Here is a 20311-nt window from a genome sequence, read left to right as displayed (position 1 = left end):
AGGAAACGATATGTTGATCGAAAAAATCGCGCAGCCCAAGACCGACGATGCGGCCGGCAAGGAGTCGACGATCGGCCGCATGCTGCTTGACATGGGCAAGATCACGCCCGAGGACGCAACCCGGGTGCTGGCTCTGCAGGCCCAGAAGGGTCTGCGCTTCGGCCAGGCCGCGCAGGAGCTAGGCCTGGTCACCGAGGCCGACATCCAGCTGGTGCTGGCCAGCCAGTTCGACTACCAGTATGTGCAGCCGCACCAGCCGGGCCTCGACCCGGCGCTCGTGGCTGCCATGGAGCCCTTCGGCAAGGAAGCGGAAATGCTGCGTGCCTTGCGCGGGCAGCTCACGGTACGCTGGTTCTCCACGCACAAGTCACTGGCCGTCATCGCGGCGGACGAGCGTGCCTCGGCCGCGGTTGCCAGCGCCAACCTGGCCGTGCTGTTCGCGCAGCAGGGAAAACGTACGCTCCTGGTCGACGCCAACCTGCGCAAGCCGCGCCAGCACGACCTGTTCGGCACTGGTCCCCGGGCCGGGCTGTCCGACATGCTGGCCGGCCGCGTGCAGAACGCGGGCGTGCTCCAGGTGGCACCCTTCGACCAGCTCTCGCTCCTGTGCGCGGGCCCGCAGCCACCCAATCCGCACGAACTGCTGGGCCGGCCCCGCTTCGCCGCGTTGAGCGAGGAATTCGCCCGGGTCTTCGATGTCGTGATTTACGACGCGCCGCCCCTGAGCACCAGCGCGGATGCCTATGCGATCGCGTCACGCGCCGGCGGCGTGCTGCTCGTGCTGAGCAAGAGCACGACGAAACAGGCTGCCGTGCGCGAGATCCGGGCACAACTGCTGCGCAGTGGCGTCGAGATCGTCGGCGCCCTCTTGCTGGATTTCTGATGCGTGCCGCCCTGCTCCCTGGCGACATACCTGGCCGGCTGCGCCAGCTGGCACGGCCCGAATGGCTGCTGATCTGGGCGGGCCTTGGCCTCCTCTACGTTCCGACTCTGCACCGGCTTGCAACGGAAGTCTGGAACAAGTCGGCCCAGATACATGGCCCTGTCATCCTGTTCCTGTCGCTCTGGCTGATGTACCGCAAGTGGCACGAAGTGGAAGACGTCGACCGCCAGGATCGGCCCACGGCGTCCGGCTGGAGCGTGCTGCTACCGGCCCTGTTGATGTATGTAGTCGGGCGCTCCCAACAGATCCTGATTTTCGAAATCGGCTCCTTCGTCCTCGCGCTGGCAGCCGTCCTGCTGCTCATGCACGGCATAAAGGCATTACGGACGCAATGGTTTCCACTCTTCTTCATGCTGTTCATAATTCCCCTGCCGGAGTCGGTCATTACCCTGCTGACCATGCCGATGAAGTCGGCTGTGTCCTTGGTCACGGAACACATCCTCTCCTTGCTGGGCTATCCCGTCGGGCGCCAGGGCGTGATCCTGCAGGTAGGCGCTTACCAGTTGCTCGTCGCCGATGCCTGCGCCGGGCTGCAGACCGTGTTGACCCTCGAAGCGATGGGACTGTTTTACCTGAACATCACACGGCATGCCGCAGCGCTGCGCAACGCCCTGCTGGCCTTGCTGATCGTCCCGATTTCGTTCGGCGCGAACGTGGTGCGGGTCCTGGTACTCTGCCTGGTCACTTACCACTTCGGCGACGCGGCGGGCCAGGGTTTCCTGCACCAGTTTGCCGGTCTCGTGCTTTTCCTGAGCGCGCTCCTGCTCATTCTCGGCGTCGACGGGGCCTTGCAGTTGCTCGTCAAACGCATGCGCAGCGCTCCGTCGGAGGTGCGCCATGCCTGAGCGACTGATCACGGCCGGTCGCATGGCGTTTCTCATGGCGACGGCGTCCGCCGGTGCCTGGATGGCGACGCCCACCAGCAGGATCGCCGACACACGTCCTGCCATCGACGTCGGCCGCCTGATTCCCACCGCCTTCGGCGAGTGGCGCGTCGACGATACCGTCACGCCGGTCCAGGTCGATCCAACGGTCCAGGCTCAACTCGACCAGATCTATTCGCAGACCATCAGTCGCACCTATGTCGATCGCGCCGGCCAGCGAGTAATGCTCGTCATTGCCTACGGGAGGGAGCAGAGCGATGCGCTGGGTGTTCACAAGCCGGAGGTCTGCTATCCGGCCCAGGGGTTCGAGATTCTCAGCCACCGCAAGGCGACGCTCGACACCGGCTTCGGCCAAGTCCCGGTGTCGCAGTTGGTAGCGCGCCAACCGCGCCGCTATGAGCCGGTGACGTACTGGATCCGGGTCGGCGATGCGGTGGACGAGACCGGCTTCCAGCGCAAGCTGACCCAGATGAAGTACGGCATGTCCGGACTCATTCCGGATGGCCTGCTGTTCCGGGTGTCGAGCATTGGACCTGAGCAGGAAGGCTTCGCGCTGCAGCGCCGATTCGTACACGACTTATTGTCCGTGTTGAATGCAGACGGACGCGCGTTTGCGGTAGGCAGGCCCATCACTGGCAACATGACGAAACAGGGATAACAATTGGCGATCGTTCGTATTCCCCGCGTAGCATACTCGGTTACAAGCCAAGGTTTGGTCTCGGCATGCAACCTATTGTTATCTCTGGCGCTGCTGTACTACTCGGAAGCCCGTCACTACGTCGCGTTCCTACTTTTCCTCAACGTCGTTCAGCTGCTCAGCGGCTTGCAGAACGCGTTGTTTATTTCTCCTGTTGGGGTACTGATACCACGCATGCCGGCACTCGAGGTCGCGCGCACGGAGCGCGCCGCGTATAAGATGACCGTCCTGATCGCTTTGACTGGCCTCCCGTTCATCGCTTATTTTTTTACGCGCTCGCCACGACTGGATCCGGGTTCTCTAGGTCTGACGGTAACCATATTCGTAGCCACAATTATGTTACTGAAGCGAGAGCTAGCTCGTAACGCCTGCATGCTTCGCTCTGACCTAGCAGTCCTAGTCAGGTTCGACTTCCTGTACTTCGCGATGGCCATGTTAATGGCAGGTTCCGCAATCCTGCTGCACGAATTAACCTTCATAGTCGCGGTACTTGCTTTTGCGCTACCAGCATTGGTCAGCACGCTTTCCCGCCCACAGTGGCCAATCACACGGACCGTTGCCGCGGAGACTGCCCTGACCGCCTTTGCCCCTCGCTTTTGGAACGATGTCGGACAAGTCGCTCGCTGGTCAGTGCCCGGAGTGATCGTAACGTGGCTCTTCAGCAATGGGTACTGGTTCATTCTCGAGCGCACCCAAGACGAACAGACCGTGGCCACGTTAGGCGCCGCGCGCCTGCTGTTCGCGCCAATTGGCCTGGTAATCCAGGGCTGGCTGATGCAGCTCCGACCCGTTTCTGTTTCCATGGCCCACGCGGGCAAAATGGTCGAATTACGTCGGCTGGTCATACGTCAGAGCGCAGCCGGCGCCGCCTTTATCATGCTTGCGGCCGCATGTGGGTACGCGATGGTGACTTGGTACCCTCACCTATTACCACGTGCAATGCAGGCAGAGGGAGTAACCGGCTACGTTGCAGTTTGGGCCCTGTACTTTGCCGTGTTTTGGCTGCGCAGCGGAATCTCCACGGTCCATATATCCAAGACAAGCGGTTTCAAAAAGGTATTCCTTGCGAACTTGATCGTCTGTGTGCTTTTCTACGCATTATTCCTCTTAAGTTTAAATAGAGTCCCGCTCTCAGTTTCTCTCACGTCGCTTATCGCATCAGAGATTTTAATGATATTTCTTTTAAGTAGAAATTCTCATCTTGGAATATTTACTGCGCAACAATTGAAGAATGTCCCCATTGCCTCGGCTGGAACGAAATAGATTTTGGAAAGAAGCTTCACCACTGCTAGCGCTTATGCGTCCCGAAGTCTGCGGCGCTTAATTTCAAGGATCGACGATAGATAAGGGCAACCGCCTACATGATTATGAACAACCTATCAGCCCCAGCTTTAAATGTACTTATTTGCACCTATCGCCGGCCAGAACTGCTACGAAAAGCGCTTCACGGTATCGAGCGAGCAGCGAAGAGGATGAACGCTGTCGAAATTATCGTCGTCGATAACGATGCCAAACTTAGTGCGCAGGCTATAACGACGGAGTTCAGCTTATCCACTCCGCTGAAAGTAAAATACTTATCGCAGCCTATTCAGAATATTTCTCTAACACGGAATATGGCGCTATCACACGCCACCGCTCCTTGGATTGCGCTAATTGATGATGATGAGGTGCCCGACGAAAGCTGGTTATCGAACCTCATGCAGACGGCGACATCATATGAGGCAGACGTGGTATTTGGGCCAGTAATATCTGAATTCGATCAAAATGCGCCAGAATGGGCCTCGAAAGGCACTCTATTTCAGCGTCCTCGATTTGCGACCGGTTTCATTGTTCCGATAAATCAAACCAGAACAAGTAATGTACTAATAAGAATGGATCGGTTTGCTAAGGACGCCTTCCGATTCGATCCAGCACTTGGCCTCTCGGGCGGAGAAGACTCCGAGTTTTTCGGCAGGCTGGCGCGTTCCGGGTACAAAATGGTGTGGTGCGACGACGCCTGCGTTCGCGAAATGACGCCTTTGGCCCGTACTAAGATCGCATGGATACTAAAACGTGGCTTTCGCATTGGTTCAGTTGATGCTTTTAACAAACGTCGGTTTAGGCAATGGGGAGCCGTTGCACGGACAGCGTCAAAAGCAGTTGTCTTTATTGGGTCCGGCATAGTCCTAAGTGTTTGTCTGGGCCCGTTTTCTTCTAAACGATCGGTTCACGCGCTGTTCCTCACTGCGCTCGGCGCAGGCATTTTCTATGGAATCGGTAAAGGTCCGTATACGGAATATAGGACACCAGTCGCTAAAACAAAGGGCGGGGCGGCTTCGTGAAATCGTCAACCATATCTATCGGGAATACTTCTCCTGGACACAACTGGATTCGCGTCTTCCTAGGAGTCGCTTTTCAAATTGCTGTTTGCGATAGTTTAATATCGTTTGGAGGCGCCGTCGGCTCGGATAACAGTCTTGGCCGCCAACTCCTCTGGGGTTCGATCGGAGCAAGTTCGCTGATATACATCATTACTTCTCAGTTGTCCGTCCGCGCACCGCAATTCAGCTTTGGAGGATGGCCGATTTGGCTTCTTCTTATACATGCTGCTGCGTCGACGACATGGTCGATAACACCAGAGGTAACACTCAAACGAAGCATCCTATTATTATTCCTCGTTACGGCCTGCGGTGCGACCGTAGGCTCAATGCCTGCGGATAAACATCAAGAAAGCTTTTCAAAGTTTTTCGCTCCTCCGATGGTTTTTTTGGTAACCATATCCTTGATCTTAACCGCTATCGCACCAAACTACACGTTTACTGCAATTGGGTGGCGAGGAGTGTCTGGGACGAAAAACGAGACTGGTCAAATGATGGCCTTCTCGGTTCTCCTGATCTTGTACGGCGTTTATTCAGCAAAACTAAAAAAACTTGCACATGCCTTGCTATTGATCGCCGCAGTTGCATTGCTTTTCCAAACGCGAAGCACCGCTGCCCTCCTCGGAATTATCTTTGCAGTAACCATTGTCGGAGTAATCGCGACGGTTTCGCTCATGCGTAGGTCGCAGCGCTGGGCCGTCATCGTCACTACGGCTTTGCTTGTCACGGGTGCCACTTTATTTGCCGCCTTTCAGCTTCAGGCCCTCCCTGCATTCTCCGAAGTCTATACAGACTTGCTCGCGAAGATGGGTAAATCCGATAACTTTACCGGTCGTACATCTATCTGGAATATCGTACTTGGCGAGTCCAGATACCATGACCCTCTCATAGGTGGAGGGTATGGAGGATTCTGGGCAGGTCGCCAGAGCATCTCCGGCTATGCTCTCATCGGCAACAATATATATCCGGGACAGGCTCATAACGGTTATCTTGATATTTACAACGATCTAGGCATCATAGGCCTTATTTTGTTAAGCGCAACTTTGATAATCGCTTTCTATCGAAATTATCAACTCGCAGCCATGAATCATATCGAAGCAAAACTTCATTTTTCGATTACCCTCCTTTGCCTTTTTCTAAACCTGGGCGAGAGTACGCTCCTTCGAACGACACAATTCATGAATATTGTCTTTATTGCGAGCGTTATCCGGACCGCTGCGCTCACTTCCGCTCACCGAATATACGGCACTGCGAAATAACACAATCTTCAAGCCAAGATGCTTCTACTCGAGCAACAAAATGTTTCTGAGCTTCATGCCGAGTTGGCATTACTGTAGCACCAGCGATTCAATGTTATAGATGCAAAGCCAACAATGACTAAACAGATAGCGCGACCTGCTTCGCCAGAACACAAATTCACATACCGCCCTGAAATCGACGGCTTGCGGGCACTTGCGATTATTCCAGTACTTCTCTTCCACGCCGGGATTACCGGCTTCCAAGGTGGCTTTGTAGGAGTGGATATATTCTTTGTGATTTCTGGCTACCTGATATCTGCGATTTTATTTAAGGAGATTACCAGCGGCGCCTTCTCTATCTACAAGTTTTATGAGCGCCGAGTTCGGCGAATCTTCCCTGCATTAATACTCGTATTCATTGTCTGCACAGTTATTGCAAGCCTTCTCCTGATGCCGCAGGACTTTCGACGATACGCACGTAGCGTAATGGCAAGCGGTCTATTTTCGTCAAATCTTCTCTTCTGGTGGGAGGGCGGCTATTTTGATTCCAGCTCGGAACTGAAGCCCTTGCTGCACACATGGTCGCTCTCGGTCGAAGAACAGTTCTACATCGTATTTCCAGGTTTGCTTCTCTTGTTGCTGCGACACGTGAAGCGCTGGCGACAAATCCTGTTTACACTTGCCGCGCTATCCTTCATCACTTCGGTTATCGTTACGAAGTCAAATCCGAGTGCTGCATTTTACTGGCCAGTTTCAAGAGCATGGGAACTTCTCTTAGGTTCGTTTATAGCATTATCTATCGGCTTCCGCGACATCGAACGCAGTTCTGTTCGAAATCTCATGTCCAGTTTTGGAATCATACTGATTGCTGTTTCAATATTCGCTTTCGACAACAAAACTCCCTTCCCAGGCTTTGCGGCCGGACTCCCAGCCTTAGGTGCAGCTCTAGTAGTTGCCTATTCTTCTGGCACGATTACGGGCACCGTTCTGACATGCAAGCCTGTCGTCTGGGTAGGTAAACTATCGTATTCACTCTATTTATGGCATTGGCCGATCATCGTGTTCGGCAAGTATTATTTAATGCGTGAATTTACTGAAACGGAGAAAATCTTGGTTATCGCCGCTTCGTTTTTCGCTTCCTATGTCTCGATGCGGTTCATTGAAGCTCCTATCAGAGATAGAAAGTGGTTTGCAAACACCGCTCAGTTGATGAGATTATCCGCAGTTAGCGTTGCTCTCCTAATCGCAAGCAACTTCGCAATATATATCGGCAACGGAGTTCCGGCCAGGCTTCCCGCGTCAGTTCAACAATTTGCTGCTGGAGCTAGGGACGTGAACCCTCGACGGGCGGAATGTGACGGGCGATCAGTTGCCGAAATCGTCAAGGGACATGTCTGCCTCGTTGGCGCTGGTGAAGATTCTCCTTCATTTGCCATCCTTGGAGATAGCTTTGGCGATGCCCTTCTTCCCGGAATAAGTGAGGCGGCTACCGAAGCTGGCCGGCGGGGGATTGTGTTGACAAGCTCTGGATGCTACCCATTAGCTGGGTTGGACGACATGAATAAGCGAGGCGACTCGTCGTGTAAAGACTTTGTGGATGCAGCTATAACGTTGTTGAAAAATAAGCGCTCTATAACTAACGTCGTTCTTATCGGGCGGTGGACGTCCGCCGCACTCGGCACACGTTTCGGTGAAACCGTAGATGACGGTTGGTTTGTCAAAGACATAAATTCGAAAAGCACTAGCTATGGCGAAAATAGAAGAGTATTCGAACGTTCCGTGCGTAGAACTGTTGACCTACTCGCAGAAAAACGGATCTTTATTGTTTCCTATATTCCCGAGCAACGAATCGACCCTCCCCGGGCACTTGGACTATGCACTTATCTCGGAAGAGAATGCCCCGCTGGTATTAGAACTGCCGACTTCGAGACGCGCCAAGCGTTTATCCGGAATACGTTGGATGCCTTGGCAACCGATCGACGAATCCATGTAATCGATGTCGGCTCAAAACTATGCTCTAATCAACGATGCAAAATCGTCGCCAATGGCCACGTTCTTTACGCCGACGACAATCATTTAAGCAAAGCAGGCGCACTATTTATAAAAGATCTCTTCACTCCAATCTTCATTGCGCCTGTGCGAAAAGATAGTTTCAGAAGTGATAATACGATCAGCAAAGAAATTGAGAAACCTGTAGCCTCCTATTAAAAATGTTAAATCTTCAATAAGTCTAGAGCGGTTCACGAAATGACCTAGCGATCGCTTTATAGTCTGCAGCGTTAATATTCGATTCAGTTATACGGAGCTTGTCATGTTGATCACCGGTCCGCGCGGTATTTATGGTGAAAGCACAAATGATAGAAAAGATTTTTGGGCCTTGGACTGGCTCCGATTCTTGTTGGCGATATATTTAGTGTTGTTCCATACGTTCAGCGGAAATTACAAATTGCTAGCTGGCTCTTGGCTGGATGCCGCGTTGGGATTGGGAAACCTCGCTACGAGCGGATTCTTCGTGCTCTCAGGGTTCCTGCTTACCCATGCGTATGTTGTGCGGCGGGCAGGATCGCAACTTGACGGCAAAAGTTTTTTCGTTGCTCGATTCTCAACACTGTATCCTCTGCACTTTCTCGCTTTTTTAATTACGCTGATTCCTGTTGCCGTGACTATATACACGCGTGGAGGAATTAGCGTGCCTACGGAACCGTCCGGGACAGCTGTTCGACTATTGGGCACGACTGAATTCATGATGACAGTGTTCACTAACGTTCTGCTACTACACGCCTGGAATCCTGCTTACCTGTCGTTCAATTTTCCCTCCTGGTCGCTCTCTGCACTGGCGTTTTATTATCTTTTGTTCCCATTTTTCGCACCGCGGGTCTACAAAATGAGGTTCCCGCGAGCGTTTATTATTGTGCTAGGGCTTATCTTTGCTGTGCCGGGAGTAACTGCAGATGTCTTCCAGCTTAATGGATTGCTGTCGGAAGGAATCCTTCACCATAATCCAGTTTTAAGGCTTCCACTCTTTTTGGGTGGGATGATATTGTGCGTTCTCTGCGCACGGACTTCACCTGGAAATGAGAGAAGGCAGAACTTGTGGTGCTATGCGATAATTTTCTTTACCGTTGCAGTTGGAATTGTTCTGCAATATTACGAAATACACATGCATTTCATTAAGAACGGATTTTATTATCCGGCGAGTTTGGCAGTTGTTTGGTTAGCAGCACGCGCTCGCGCCTGTAATAATCTCACGATTAAATTCTGGGCCGGACGACTGGGCTCGTTATCGCTCCCACTTTTTTTGTTACATGGCTGCCTATTCGAGATTTTTCAAAAATCAGAGAAGTTTGTGAGGGGATTTTATATTCAAGGCAATATAGATTTGGGGGCAATAGTTGCAACCGGACGATATCTCGAACCCTCAATCTCGGTATATCCACTGTACTTAGCCCTGCTCCTTTGGGCTTGCTTCTTGGCGCAGGACCGTTTTGTGACACCTATTCAGTCGGTGTTGCGCGCCCGATTGTTAAATATTGAAAAAGGACACCAGTCGAAGGTTGGTGGAGCCTTAAATGGGAAAAATGCAGTCGACGGCGATACCCCCGTTCACTCGGCAAAAGTCAAGCCACACACTTATTAAACACCGAATATCGGCACTTGAATATTCATTAGTCGAACCGTGGTCGGAAGGGCATGTTAGGGACTATTGGAGAGCTCGTCGGGTCATCCATTTTTAGACGGCGTTCTGACTAATCTTGGATAAAGAAACAAAGCCACCGAGTCTGTTCATCGATTAATTGGATCTGCACTATGTCGCCTCACCCAACCGTTATAAGACATTTTGATTAAGTCGTTGCTCGCTGAAAGCTTAACTGTTTTCTTAGGCTTAAGAACCACCGAATGTTACTTCACGCTGGATGCAACAAGATATATCACATCGTTTACGCCATCTGACACAATCGAATTGTCAGAACTTGTCAATGATGTTTTGCGTCCGTCTAAGTACTCAGCCTGAATGAATCCCTGAGCCAGCCATTTGGAGGAGGCAATTCTTTTACCCCAAGAAACAGCGCCAATTATTCTGCCATTTTGCACCACCTCGCAATATGCATCCACTTTTGACATAGAGCAACGTTGAAGATATTTTCCGCTTAGCCATCGCTTCAATATCGCAATTGATTCTCCAAATCCGTTCAACTGATTTTTGCGCTTATCTGCAATCGTAGAACCCATCCATGATGTATCATGTGCAAACCAATAAGTGCGTTCAATGCCCAGCACGTGCGAGGTGATTAATATTTTCGCGGCAAGATTTGCCGCCTCGTCAGATGCAAACATCACACTGAATGCACCGCTCTTATGTCTAGGACTAAGACTGAAGCCCGCCTCAGCAATTAAAACACCAGTTTCCGTATTCCAAATGGGTAATTTAGAAAGACCATGCCTCTGCGCGATTTTCTGTGTCTCTGTTATCATTTTTTGGAGTTCGTCGATTGAATGCGTTGGGAGATAGTAGTGAAATCCGATTACGTCACAATATTTTCCGGCCCCAGTACGTAGAAAATAGTCGAGCCGTTTTAAACCATCAAAGCCTGCCATGGAAGGACATACAATTTTTGCACTAGGATCGACTTTGCGCACCTCAGTTGCAGCGACTTTTGTCATTTCCGCGAGTTTTTCAGCACTTCCAGAATAAAAACCCGGAGTCCACATTTTGAGCGCCTCAGGAATACGCGGTTCATTCATTATTTCGTACGCAGAGATACGCCCGCGGTACCTTGTAGCGATCACGCGAACATATTGTGCCCAATCGTCTATTTTTTCTGGTTCCGCTGCTGCACCGTAACCTAAGTTCCCCTTTTCGTCTGGTCTCGCTGATGCCCACCGAGGCGTTTGACCGAAGGTGTACATCACATTTAATTTTCGCGCAATAGCGCCATTGACATGCGCATCTAAACGGGAGAAATCAAACTTGTCTTTCTGTGGCTCCAATTCCCGCCAGGTCGTACCTTCTGCTGCCCATATTCTAAGACCGTCGAAGAGGTTGTTCTGCAATGAATCAATTGACCGAGCATATTGTAAATGCTGGCCAATGAAAACGGGAGACGCGACCGCCTCGCGACCAAACGCATTATCACTGCGACAGATCCCAAGAATAGCAATAAACGACCAAAACACCGAAAGCTTAATATAATTCATATAAACGCAGAGAAGTAATACAGCGTTGATGTAGCGAGTCTGTTTCTAAGAGAACTCGGACTTTTGCGTAGCTGATCTACAACTTGAAGCCGAAGCATGATCGGCCATTCTATCACGGCGAATTTTATCGGTACTAGCTGTAGCTTCCTGCGACCCGTGTCTCGCGACTCACCGTAACGCCGTTCTTCCCGCATAGTTTAGTTGCGGCGCGTTCCGTTGTTTTTGGGCTGTGCATTGCTCAAGTAGCCGACGGTTGCTCACTAATCTCTTTCAAAACTGTATTTTTTTCACTTTTTTTTGCGATGGAGCCGATTTATCGATTACACTTTACTAAGCTGATAGGCGCGCATCCTGGCAGCACTTCATCTACAGAACTGCAGCAACTAGGGACTTAGCACGATCGCAAAGCTCACATTTAAATTTAGTCATGTCTGATTACATGAAGATCAAATCATATCAAGATTACAAGGCATTTCTGCGCGCAGACGCAAAATCAATGGGAGTGCAAGACGACTGGACGCGACGTCTTTTTGATGCAAGATGGAAATATATAAGAACTTTGCGTTTATTAGAGTACGTTACGAATTGCCGAGGTAGCCGATTACTTCAGGTTTATTTGCGCTTACGCTTAGTGCAAATAGGAACACATGTGGGGTTTTCAATCCCAGCAAACGTATTTGGACCCGGACTTGGACTACCACATCGGGGCGACATCATCGTTAACAACAACGCGCAGATCGGCGTAAATTGTCGGGTGCATGTAGGAGTCAATATTGGAACCCAAGCCGGACCTGTTCAGTTGGTACCAAAAATAGGCGACAACTGCTATATTGGGCCTGGGGCGAAACTCTTTGGGAATATAGTTATAGGACCGAATACCGTCATCGCAGCGAATGCAGTGGTAAATAGATCATTTCCAGAAGGAAATTGCACGGTTGGCGGAATTCCTGCTCGCATTATCTCTAATAAGACCTCGGATAGTTACATTACAAAGGGATGGGATACGAATGTCTCGACGCGCGACTGAATAGCATATGTAGTTTGACCGGTCTCATTTTTTATGGCAGCGAGTTGACCTTGCACTATTGCCCGTTGAAACTTTTATGTCATGGCTATATAGTATCAATAGAACGTTACTAGCGGTCGCGACTGTGCATTTATGCAGCGCTTTCCGGATGATTCTTTATGCAGAATTCTGCATAAAGAATCATCACAGAAAACAAACTCTCGCTTACATTTCGCGCAATGGGTGAGGATATGGGTATATTTTATAGTTGGGCCGTGCATATGTAAAATATTCACGGTTCAACGCAATTGATATTGGGCATAATGCTGTAATTGCACCGCCCACGTTCGACCAAACATGGGCTTCCCGGATTTGATTCTGGATGTAAGAGGCTCCGCAGATCGCGCCAAATTCGAGCTGAAGCAATATCGGATTTTTGATGTTAGATGAGAATGAATTATTAAAAATAGTGCCGTCTCCGCCGCGAATTCCGATACCTGCGTACGCTTTGGCAGTGCCAGACAAGCGCGCTGAAAAAGAGTTACCGTAGATCTCCCAGCTTCGACTTCCTAACGGTGATGACGACAGCCCGTGAGCATCGGCTTGTGAATAGTTTATCGTAGCGTCCGTTGCGACCGCTGCATTGTAGCGAAACACGTAACGTGATCCGTTGTTGGATGCGATATGATGGCGGTTACCGATCATATAATTACTTTCGACGAATACGGCGTTAGCTGAACCCAGTTCCAGCGCAGGCCAGGTCCCGTCGCCGAATACAACCACCCCATAACCGAGGGTACCGATACCGGGATTGTAGTTATCAATAAACTGGTTCTTGAAAATTACACCGCGTTGCTTAGCTCCACCGCGCACTTCAACGCCAGCAAAAGCGAACTTGGTAAACTTCGAGTTGAAGACTTTAAAGTCCATACAGCCGTTAATAAGACCCAGCCCACGGTCTTGGCTAGTAGAAATCATCGCGCCCTCTAAGGTCATATCAGAGAACGTTGCTCGTTTGCCATTCCAGCAGTCAAATCTGACAAGATATGTATTTACCGGTACAGCTGCGGTGCGCTTCAAGATAGTCAGGTCGCGGCCCGCACCCTTAATGCTCACACCGCCGGGCAATGTTAGCTGATTAGCACCCCAGTCGCAGATTCCCTTTGGGATCAAGATTGTTTGGCCTGTAGCGGCAGCAGCGCTTGCTGCCTGTACGGCGGGGTAAGAGCACGATGCTGCCGTAATTATGGCAGTTGAAGCAGGAGCAATTGCGCTGCCAGCCACGGCCGCGGCAGAGACTGACGTCAGTAGGATGGCAGTCACAGCCGCCAAGGCGCGAGACGTGAGTATGCAGAAAATAGTAGACACTTGTCACCCAGATAAAAAAATGTTTAGAGGAGATTCCAGGCGGAAATACTACCTCTGTCCCATTCCGTAGGGCAACGTTATTAATCAATATTGACGTCAAAACGAGACGTTTTTGCCGAATTTGGGTTAACGGCCTTTCAATAAATGACTTTCTGTCTTCGCACATTGATAACAGAAAGAAGGTGACTGTTTTTCGACACTAGTATAAACGCATCGGCGTAGTACACTAGGGCACCGTCTCCCAATCTCCGCTACTGGCCAGATCCGATACAAGTATTAATAAACTTCGCATGTTCTAGTACGTAATGTTTACGCTTATGTTCGTTTTCCATAAATAACGGATTACGATCAGGCGATATCGTCGACCTAGGCGCTAGGTGATAGGCCGGGACTAACAGTTATGGTCTCGCCTTCATCGCTGGCGCTTCGAGTGCTTAACTGCAAAAATCAAGCCCAGTGCCGCAAACAACATCGCATAAGTCTCCGGCTCCGGCTCCGGCTCCGGCACCGGACTGGTTACCTGCGCCACATCGCGTGCGAACAAGGTCATGTCCGACAAATCGGACACTTGGCCGCCGCCGTTGGGACGGTGCGCCTGGGTCCTCATGTAAATTGCCGCGCATGGCAAGCTCCCGACCGAAGTCAAGCCTGAGATGTTCTATTCAAACGCTTGGGATGCCGTGTTGTCAGGGACGCACCGGGCAGATTCAGCTCCAGGCTTCAATCACCCGGTCCGCCAGCTTGCCGCCCGGCTGACGCGGCAACGACGGGCCAAACGAGTACGCTGCCGGACGCTCGGGCGGCGAGACGCGTGCGGCCATCCAGGCATCCAATTCTTCGCGCAATACCCCCGCTTCGGCACTCCCAGCTGCGACCACGAAGGCCTTCAGGCGTTTGCCCTCGTCGGGCCGCATCAAGCGCACCACGCATTCGCGCACAGCCGGATGCATCGCCAGTACCTCGGCCACATAGGCGGGGAACACATTGTTGCCGCCCACCTGTACGCCCTGGTCGACGCGCCCCCGGGGCACGAAGCGTTCGCCATCGATCCAGTCCAGCCGGTCCTGCAAGGGATAGTGCCGCCACTCTCCGCCGACCTCGCGTTCGATCGTGCCCTCCTGCGCGCCGCGGCGCCAGTAGGGCAGGAGCAGGTACGGTGCACCGGCCTGCTCTCGCGCACCGACCCCGGCGGTCTCCGAACTGCCGTACACCTGCAGCAGGCGCAGTCCGCCTGCTGCGAGGCTGCGTGCTGTGTCGTCGGGACAGGGCGCGCCCGAGCTGACTCCGACGACGTCCTCGGGAAAGTCCGGTGCCAGCGCTGCAACGGCGCTCCAGAAGTCGGGATGGGCCACCACCAGGTCGCCCGGCGCTAGTCGGGCGACCAGCGTCGCCGGCGAGGCGCCTCGCAGGTCGACGACGGGTAGCGGCGCATCCGCAAACCGCGCGGCTTGCGGCAGCAACACCGTGAACAGGAAGCCATAGATATGATGGGCCGCCACGGCTGTCAGAATGCGGCGCCGGTGCGGTAGCAGGCAAGCCAGCTCGTCGACTTCGCGCCACAGGCTGGCCAGCAGATGCGCGCAACGCTTGGGCATACCGGAACTGCCCGAGGTGCGGAAGGTAACAACGATATCGTCGCGCGCAAGGCTGGCGCGGGCCGCGGCGACCCATTCCACGAGACGGGTCTGGGCCAGCAGCGCGTCCTCCATGCCGGCACGGGAGAAGCCGAGCAAATCGGCCAGCGCGGTGGCCGCCCCCATCAGGTCGAGCGAATCGGCGCCGAGGGCGGCCGCCAGGTCGGTTTCCTCCGGCCAGGGCAAAGCCGGCAACGTCCGCCCCGGCCGCGCCAGCGCCAGCTCGGCCGCCACCAGGTCGCCCACGACGCGGTGCAGCGCCGATTCCTCTTGCCACCAGTCCCGGCGCGGTGCACACTGCTCCATTGTTTCCATCTCGGCAACTAAAGTTGGGGATGGTGCCAGCCAGCTACAACATGTGTCAATCGATGCCGACAATTGTAAAGACAGCGGCGCACACAATTGACACAGTTGCCGAACGCTGCCAACATCCATTTCCCAACGTCAATAATGACAATCCTCCTTGTCGATCCCATCCGGAGCCTGCCCACCATGACCAATGCCATCCCATCCTTCGACGCGCCCGGCCTGGCCGGCCTGCTCGACGCGAGCAGCCCGAAACAGCTCGACGCCCTGGCGTTCGGCGTGATCGGCTTCGACGCCGACACCGTCGTCCAGCGCTATAACGCAGTCGAGTCGCAGGCGGCCGGCCTGTCGCCGCAGCGGGTGATCGGCGAGCCGCTGTTTACCAACGTCGCGCCCTGCATGAACAACTTCATGGTGGCCCAGCGTTTCGAGGACGCGGCGGAACAGAACAGTGAGCTGGACGACACCATCGACTACGTGCTGACCCTGCGCATGCGCCCGATCAAGGTCAAGTTGCGCCTGCTGGCGAGCGCCGGCGGCGCCCACCGCTACGTGCTGGTACAGCGCCGGTGATGCTGCCGGACGACAGCGCCGAGCAGCTGCGCGCCGAGCACGAGGCCCTGATCCAGTTCCTGTATCTGGCGCCGGTCGGACTGGTGCAAGCGAGCCTCGACGGCGAGATCGCGATGATCAACCCGATCTCGGCGCAGTTGCTGATGCCGCTCTCGCCCGACGGCTGCCTGACCAACCTGTTCGCCGCGCTGGAAGGCGTGGCGCCCGGTCTGCGCCTGCAGTGCGCCCAGTATCCGCGCGCGCAGGGCATGGTCTTCGAGGGCCTGCACATCCATCTGCGCGGCGCCGAGAACGGCAAGCGCGCGCCGCAGATCCTGTCGCTCACCCTGCTGAAGCTCGACGAGGCACGCATCATGACGGTGATCCAGGACGTCACCGCGGAGGTGCGCCGCGAACGCCAGCTGCGCCAGAGCGACGCCTGGCTGAACGCGATCCTGACCCGCATCAGCGACTATGCCCTGGTCTCGATCGACCGCCTTGGGCGCATCGTCGACTGGAACGAGAGCATCGCGCGCGTCACCGGCTTCGGTGAGCACGTGATCGGCTCGCCGTATTCCGTGTTCTATCCGCCCGGCGCGATGACGCCCGAACACCTGCTCGACCGCCTGCGCGAGGCCGACCGCAACGGCTGGAGCCTGGACGAAGGCCTGCGCCTGCGCGCCGACGCCAGCCAGTTCTGGGCCAGCGCCCTGATCGCGCCCCTGCCCGACCGCGAAGCCTTTGGCATCGACGATCCGCAGGCGCCCGCCTATGCGCTGATCCTGCGCGACATCAGCGACAAGCGCGCCGCCAGCGAGAAGCGGCGCCAGGCCGCCTTCTGCGACCATCTCACCGGCCTGGCGAACCGGCGCGCCTTTTTCGAGGCCGCCGAGCTGGAGCTGGAGCGCGCCGCGCACACGCCGCGCCCGCTGGCCCTGGTCCTGTTCGACGCCGACATGTTCAAGAACGTGAACGACCGCTACGGCCACCCGGCCGGCGACCGCGTGCTGGTCGATTTGGCCGACGCCCTGCGCGACAGCTTCCGCATCGTCGACACCGTGGCGCGCCTGGGCGGCGAGGAATTCGCCGTGCTGCTGCCCTCCACCGGCGAGGAAGAAGCGCTGGCCGGCGCCGAGCGCCTGCGCGCACTGGTGGCGACGCGCCTGGTGGCGAGCGATGCCGGCGAAATCGCCTACACTGTCAGCGCCGGCGTGGCGGTGCTGGCGCCCTCCGCCGGGGGCGAGCGCGATGCCGCCGCCGGCATCGACGATTTGATCAAGCGCGCCGACCAGGCGCTGTACCTCGCCAAGGGCCGCGGGCGCAACTGCGTGGCCTCCTGGAGTTCCGGATTGAGCGACAATGAAGACATTCCAAAGCGAAGCCGCAATGCAGGTTGAAAACATCGACGCCTACGAGGCGCTCGTCCAGTTCCTCTACCGCGCGCCCATCGGGCTGGTGCAGACCGACCTCGCCGGTGCGGTCGAGATGCTCAATCCGATGGCGTCGAGCCTCCTGATGCCGCTCGCCACCGACGCCGGCCTCGATAACCTGTTCGCGGTGCTCGACAACGTGGCGCCCCAGGTGAAGCGGCTGGCCGAAGGCTTTGCCGAGCCTTCGGGCGTGGTCTGCGAAGCGCTGCGCCTGCCGCTCGGACAGGCGTTTACGGCGCCGGGCGCGCCCCAGGTGTTGTCGATCAGCCTCCTGAAGCTCGACGCCCAGCGCCTGATGGCGGTGATCACCGATGCCACGCTGGAGATGCAGCGCGAGCAGGAAACCCTGCGCCGGCGCCTGCGCAGCGCCGCCCGCACCGACGCCCTGACGCGCCTGCCGAACCGCGCCGCCGTGCGCGAGCAGCTGCAGGCGATGCTGGAGCGCCCCGCGACTGGCAACCATGCAGGCAGCGGCCAGTTCGCCCTGCTGTTCCTGAACTTCGACCGCTTCCGCCAGATCAACGACACCCTCGGCCAGGCCCTCGGCGACCAGTTGCTGGTGACCCTGGCCGACGAATTGCTGGCGGCGATGGCCGAACGCGGCTGGGGCATGCCGCCGGGCGCGCGCCGCATCGATGCCGCCGCCGGCAGCGGCCACCTGGTGGCGCGCGTGGGCGGCGACGAATTCGTGGTCCTGCTCGACGGCCTGCGCCAGCGCGACGAGGCCGAGCGTGCGGCAATGCGCCTGCTCGACGCCCTGGACGGCCCGCACCGGGTGGCCGGGCGCGAGGTGGCCTGCCGCGCCAGCATCGGCGTGTTCTGGGGCGAGGGCATGGACGGCGGGTCGGACGACACCGCCGCCGATGCCGACGCCGTGATGCGCGACGCCAGCATTGCCATGGTCGAGGCCAAGCGCGCCGGCGGCGCACGCCACGTGGTGTTCGAGGCCAGCATGCGCGAACGTGCCGCGCGCCGAGCCGACATCGAGGCCCAGCTGCGCACCGCGTTGGCCGAGGAACAGCTGTTCGTCGTGTACCAGCCGGTGGTCGGGCTGAACCCGGACGGCAGCACCGACCACGCGGCCGGGGTCGAGGCGCTGGTGCGCTGGCAGCATCCGGTGCGCGGCCTGGTGCCGCCCTTCGACTTCATCGGCGTGGCCGAGGAATGCGGCCTGATCGACCAGATCGGCGACTTCGTGCTGCTGCGCGCCTGTACCGACTTCATGCGCTGGCAGCGCGAGCTGGGCGCGGCCGCGCCGCGCCTGGTGGCGGTGAACCTGTCGCGCGCCCAGCTGGCCCAGCCCGACTGGACGGCGAAAGTGGCGGCAATCCTGGCCCAGACCGGCATGCCGGCGGCCAGCCTGCAACTGGAAGTGACGGAAAGCCTGGCCGCCCAGGACGAGCAGACCCAGTTGCGCCTGCACGAACTGAAGGCGCTCGGCATCAAGCTCGCGCTGGACGACTTCGGCACCGGCTATTCCTCGCTGTCGAGCCTGCACCTGCTGCCGGTCGACACCGTCAAGATCGACCGTTCCTTCGTCTGCAAGGCCGACACCAGCCACCACCACCAGGTGCTGATCGAAGCCACCGTCAAGGTCGCCAGCAGCCTGGGCATGAACACCGTGGCCGAAGGCATCGAGACCGAAGCCCAGGCCCAGGCGGTGCGCGCCCAGCACTGCGCCAAGGGGCAAGGCTACTTCTACAGCCGCCCGCTGCCGGCGCCGGCGCTGGTGGACTGGCTGAAGCAACGGCACGCGGCCTGAGGCGCTGCAGCGGGGCAGCCCGGCAATGTGTCCGGTATCTCCTACACCGGGTCTCGCCTTGTTCCTATAGCCAATTGTAGAGGCCACTCTCATCATGAAAACCTCAATCAAAAACGGAGGATAACCATGAAGCGCACTTACACCAGTGTCATGCTGGCTGGCCTGATGAGCCTTGGCCTGGCCGCCTGCAGCTCCACCGGCACCACCGATTCGTCGACGGGCACCAGCTCGTCGGGCTCCATGAGCAGCGGCTCCAGCAGCGGGTCCAGCAACACCGGCGCCGGCATGTCGGGCACCACTTCGGGCAGTGGCATGAACGGCACCGATACCTCGACCGGCACCTCGGCCACGCCGACCAGCACCGCTACCCCGGCCAGCACCGGCACCAGCAGCACCACCGGCACCGGTACCCGCTAAGCGCGCCCGGCCGCCGCCTTCCCGCGGTATCGCCTGCGGGCCGGGCACGCCGTTTGCCACGCCCCGGCGGCCCGACAGCTAACGTCCGGCACATCCTACAAGGACTCTCGTTGCGCTCCTATAGCAAACCGACGAGAGCGCTTGCATGATGGATTCCTCGATTGTCTTCTCAATCACTCACGGAGAACACCCATGAAGCGCACTTCTACCAGCATCGTCCTGGCCGGCCTGATGAGCCTGGGCCTGGCCGCCTGCAGCTCCACCGGCACCACCGATTCGACTGGCTCGAGCACGTCCGGCAGCATGAGCAGCGGGACGGGCAGCACCGTGCCCATGACCGAGTCGCCGGAGAACCCGGCCCCCAAGCCGAACGGCAACATCGGCATCAGCGGCGGCAGCAGCTCGGCCACCGGCACGACCTCGAGCACCGGCACGACGTCGGGCACCGGCCGCTGAGCCCTGCGCAGCAATCGCGGCGCGCCGGGAGCGCGCCGCGGCGCAGTAGCGCACCGCGCTTGTTC

The 20311-nt window shown here is 56.3% G+C and carries 18 protein-coding genes; 14 read left to right on the top strand and 4 right to left on the bottom strand.

Annotated features, from left to right (window positions below; genetic code table 11):
• The first annotated feature begins 10 nt into the window (after positions 1–10).
• The 8 genes from ACWYRN_RS20215 to ACWYRN_RS20180 all read left to right on the top strand — a co-directional run bounded on the left by ACWYRN_RS20215 (position 11) and on the right by ACWYRN_RS20180 (position 9756).
• Positions 11–883 (top strand): CpsD/CapB family tyrosine-protein kinase, encoded by an 873-nt coding sequence (locus ACWYRN_RS20215; protein WP_488689459.1) that lies wholly within the window; start codon positions 11–13, stop codon positions 881–883.
• Positions 883–1788, top strand: coding sequence for an exosortase B (xrtB, locus tag ACWYRN_RS20210; RefSeq protein WP_488689458.1), 906 nt, complete (start codon positions 883–885; stop codon positions 1786–1788). Before ACWYRN_RS20215 ends, xrtB begins: the two co-directional genes overlap by 1 nt.
• Positions 1781–2485, top strand: coding sequence for an exosortase-associated protein EpsI, B-type (gene epsI, locus ACWYRN_RS20205; protein WP_488689457.1), 705 nt, complete (start codon positions 1781–1783; stop codon positions 2483–2485). The genes xrtB and epsI overlap by 8 nt, the downstream gene beginning before the upstream one ends.
• A 3-nt stretch (positions 2486–2488) precedes the next feature.
• Positions 2489–3787 carry a hypothetical protein gene (locus tag ACWYRN_RS20200; protein WP_488689456.1) on the top strand — a complete coding sequence of 433 codons (1299 nt, stop codon included), beginning with the start codon at positions 2489–2491 and terminating at the stop codon, positions 3785–3787.
• Between the two features lie 98 nt (positions 3788–3885).
• Positions 3886–4845, top strand: a complete 960-nt coding sequence (locus ACWYRN_RS20195) for a glycosyltransferase family 2 protein (protein WP_488689455.1) — start codon at positions 3886–3888, stop codon at positions 4843–4845.
• Complete coding sequence (locus ACWYRN_RS20190; RefSeq protein ID WP_488689454.1) at positions 4842–6140, top strand: O-antigen ligase family protein; 1299 nt, start codon at positions 4842–4844, stop codon at positions 6138–6140. The genes ACWYRN_RS20195 and ACWYRN_RS20190 overlap by 4 nt, the downstream gene beginning before the upstream one ends.
• A gap of 114 nt (positions 6141–6254) precedes the next feature.
• Positions 6255–8327 (top strand): acyltransferase family protein, encoded by a 2073-nt coding sequence (locus ACWYRN_RS20185; RefSeq protein ID WP_488689453.1) that lies wholly within the window; start codon positions 6255–6257, stop codon positions 8325–8327.
• A gap of 103 nt (positions 8328–8430) precedes the next feature.
• Positions 8431–9756, top strand: coding sequence for an acyltransferase family protein (locus tag ACWYRN_RS20180; protein WP_488689452.1), 1326 nt, complete (start codon positions 8431–8433; stop codon positions 9754–9756).
• Positions 9757–10019: 263 nt separating this feature from the next.
• Here ACWYRN_RS20180 and ACWYRN_RS20175 read toward each other — a convergent pair whose 3' ends face one another.
• Positions 10020–11315, bottom strand: a complete 1296-nt coding sequence (locus tag ACWYRN_RS20175) for a cellulase family glycosylhydrolase (RefSeq protein WP_488689451.1) — start codon at positions 11313–11315, stop codon at positions 10020–10022.
• Positions 11316–11742: 427 nt separating this feature from the next.
• Between ACWYRN_RS20175 and ACWYRN_RS20170 the strand changes: the two genes are divergently transcribed.
• The gene (locus tag ACWYRN_RS20170) at positions 11743–12342 is read left to right on the top strand and encodes a serine O-acetyltransferase (RefSeq protein ID WP_488689450.1); all 600 of its coding nucleotides are present in this window, start codon (positions 11743–11745) and stop codon (positions 12340–12342) included.
• Between the two features lie 204 nt (positions 12343–12546).
• On the opposite strand, the gene ACWYRN_RS20165 is transcribed toward ACWYRN_RS20170, so the two are convergent.
• The 3 genes from ACWYRN_RS20165 to ACWYRN_RS20155 all read right to left on the bottom strand — a co-directional run bounded on the left by ACWYRN_RS20165 (position 12547) and on the right by ACWYRN_RS20155 (position 15629).
• A complete protein-coding gene (locus ACWYRN_RS20165; protein WP_488689449.1) occupies positions 12547–13494 on the bottom strand; it encodes a hypothetical protein in 948 nt (315 codons plus the stop codon).
• Positions 13495–14101: 607 nt separating this feature from the next.
• On the bottom strand, positions 14102–14296 hold the full coding sequence (locus tag ACWYRN_RS20160; protein ID WP_488689447.1) for a PEP-CTERM sorting domain-containing protein: 195 nt from the start codon (positions 14294–14296) through the stop codon (positions 14102–14104).
• A gap of 100 nt (positions 14297–14396) precedes the next feature.
• Positions 14397–15629: an AMP-binding protein gene (locus tag ACWYRN_RS20155; RefSeq protein WP_488689445.1), complete on the bottom strand. Its 1233-nt coding sequence runs from the start codon at positions 15627–15629 to the stop codon at positions 14397–14399.
• Positions 15630–15815: 186 nt separating this feature from the next.
• Between ACWYRN_RS20155 and ACWYRN_RS20150 the strand changes: the two genes are divergently transcribed.
• The 5 genes from ACWYRN_RS20150 (at position 15816) to ACWYRN_RS20130 (ending at position 20246) form a co-directional block, all read left to right on the top strand.
• Positions 15816–16202, top strand: a complete 387-nt coding sequence (locus tag ACWYRN_RS20150) for a PAS domain-containing protein (protein WP_488689443.1) — start codon at positions 15816–15818, stop codon at positions 16200–16202.
• On the top strand, positions 16202–17578 hold the full coding sequence (locus tag ACWYRN_RS20145) for a sensor domain-containing diguanylate cyclase (protein WP_488689441.1): 1377 nt from the start codon (positions 16202–16204) through the stop codon (positions 17576–17578). Before ACWYRN_RS20150 ends, ACWYRN_RS20145 begins: the two co-directional genes overlap by 1 nt.
• The gene (locus ACWYRN_RS20140; RefSeq protein WP_488689439.1) at positions 17541–19373 is read left to right on the top strand and encodes a putative bifunctional diguanylate cyclase/phosphodiesterase; all 1833 of its coding nucleotides are present in this window, start codon (positions 17541–17543) and stop codon (positions 19371–19373) included. The genes ACWYRN_RS20145 and ACWYRN_RS20140 overlap by 38 nt, the downstream gene beginning before the upstream one ends.
• Before the next feature lie 126 nt (positions 19374–19499).
• The gene (locus ACWYRN_RS20135) at positions 19500–19790 is read left to right on the top strand and encodes a hypothetical protein (protein WP_488689437.1); all 291 of its coding nucleotides are present in this window, start codon (positions 19500–19502) and stop codon (positions 19788–19790) included.
• A gap of 192 nt (positions 19791–19982) precedes the next feature.
• Positions 19983–20246 carry a hypothetical protein gene (locus ACWYRN_RS20130; RefSeq protein ID WP_488689435.1) on the top strand — a complete coding sequence of 88 codons (264 nt, stop codon included), beginning with the start codon at positions 19983–19985 and terminating at the stop codon, positions 20244–20246.
• Positions 20247–20311: the final 65 nt, after the last annotated feature.

The sequence above is a fragment of the Massilia sp. BAP21 genome (genome assembly GCF_057801335.1).
Note: the sequence above shows the minus strand (reverse complement) of the source record. Positions and strands in the feature narration are given on the sequence as shown.

Excerpts from the sequence above, each read along its gene's own strand:
- ACWYRN_RS20215 (WP_488689459.1), top strand. The coding sequence starts at position 11 with ATGTTGATCGAAAAAATCGCGCAGCCCAAGACCGACGATGCGGCCGGC.
- xrtB (WP_488689458.1), top strand. The coding sequence starts at position 883 with ATGCGTGCCGCCCTGCTCCCTGGCGACATACCTGGCCGGCTGCGCCAG.
- epsI (WP_488689457.1), top strand. The coding sequence starts at position 1,781 with ATGCCTGAGCGACTGATCACGGCCGGTCGCATGGCGTTTCTCATGGCG.
- ACWYRN_RS20195 (WP_488689455.1), top strand. The coding sequence starts at position 3,886 with ATGATTATGAACAACCTATCAGCCCCAGCTTTAAATGTACTTATTTGC.
- ACWYRN_RS20185 (WP_488689453.1), top strand. The coding sequence starts at position 6,255 with ATGACTAAACAGATAGCGCGACCTGCTTCGCCAGAACACAAATTCACA.
- ACWYRN_RS20180 (WP_488689452.1), top strand. The coding sequence starts at position 8,431 with ATGTTGATCACCGGTCCGCGCGGTATTTATGGTGAAAGCACAAATGAT.
- ACWYRN_RS20175 (WP_488689451.1), bottom strand. The coding sequence starts at position 11,315 with ATGAATTATATTAAGCTTTCGGTGTTTTGGTCGTTTATTGCTATTCTT.
- ACWYRN_RS20170 (WP_488689450.1), top strand. The coding sequence starts at position 11,743 with ATGTCTGATTACATGAAGATCAAATCATATCAAGATTACAAGGCATTT.
- ACWYRN_RS20160 (WP_488689447.1), bottom strand. The coding sequence starts at position 14,296 with ATGAGGACCCAGGCGCACCGTCCCAACGGCGGCGGCCAAGTGTCCGAT.
- ACWYRN_RS20155 (WP_488689445.1), bottom strand. The coding sequence starts at position 15,629 with ATGGAGCAGTGTGCACCGCGCCGGGACTGGTGGCAAGAGGAATCGGCG.
- ACWYRN_RS20150 (WP_488689443.1), top strand. The coding sequence starts at position 15,816 with ATGACCAATGCCATCCCATCCTTCGACGCGCCCGGCCTGGCCGGCCTG.
- ACWYRN_RS20145 (WP_488689441.1), top strand. The coding sequence starts at position 16,202 with ATGCTGCCGGACGACAGCGCCGAGCAGCTGCGCGCCGAGCACGAGGCC.
- ACWYRN_RS20140 (WP_488689439.1), top strand. The coding sequence starts at position 17,541 with ATGAAGACATTCCAAAGCGAAGCCGCAATGCAGGTTGAAAACATCGAC.
- ACWYRN_RS20135 (WP_488689437.1), top strand. The coding sequence starts at position 19,500 with ATGAAGCGCACTTACACCAGTGTCATGCTGGCTGGCCTGATGAGCCTT.
- ACWYRN_RS20130 (WP_488689435.1), top strand. The coding sequence starts at position 19,983 with ATGAAGCGCACTTCTACCAGCATCGTCCTGGCCGGCCTGATGAGCCTG.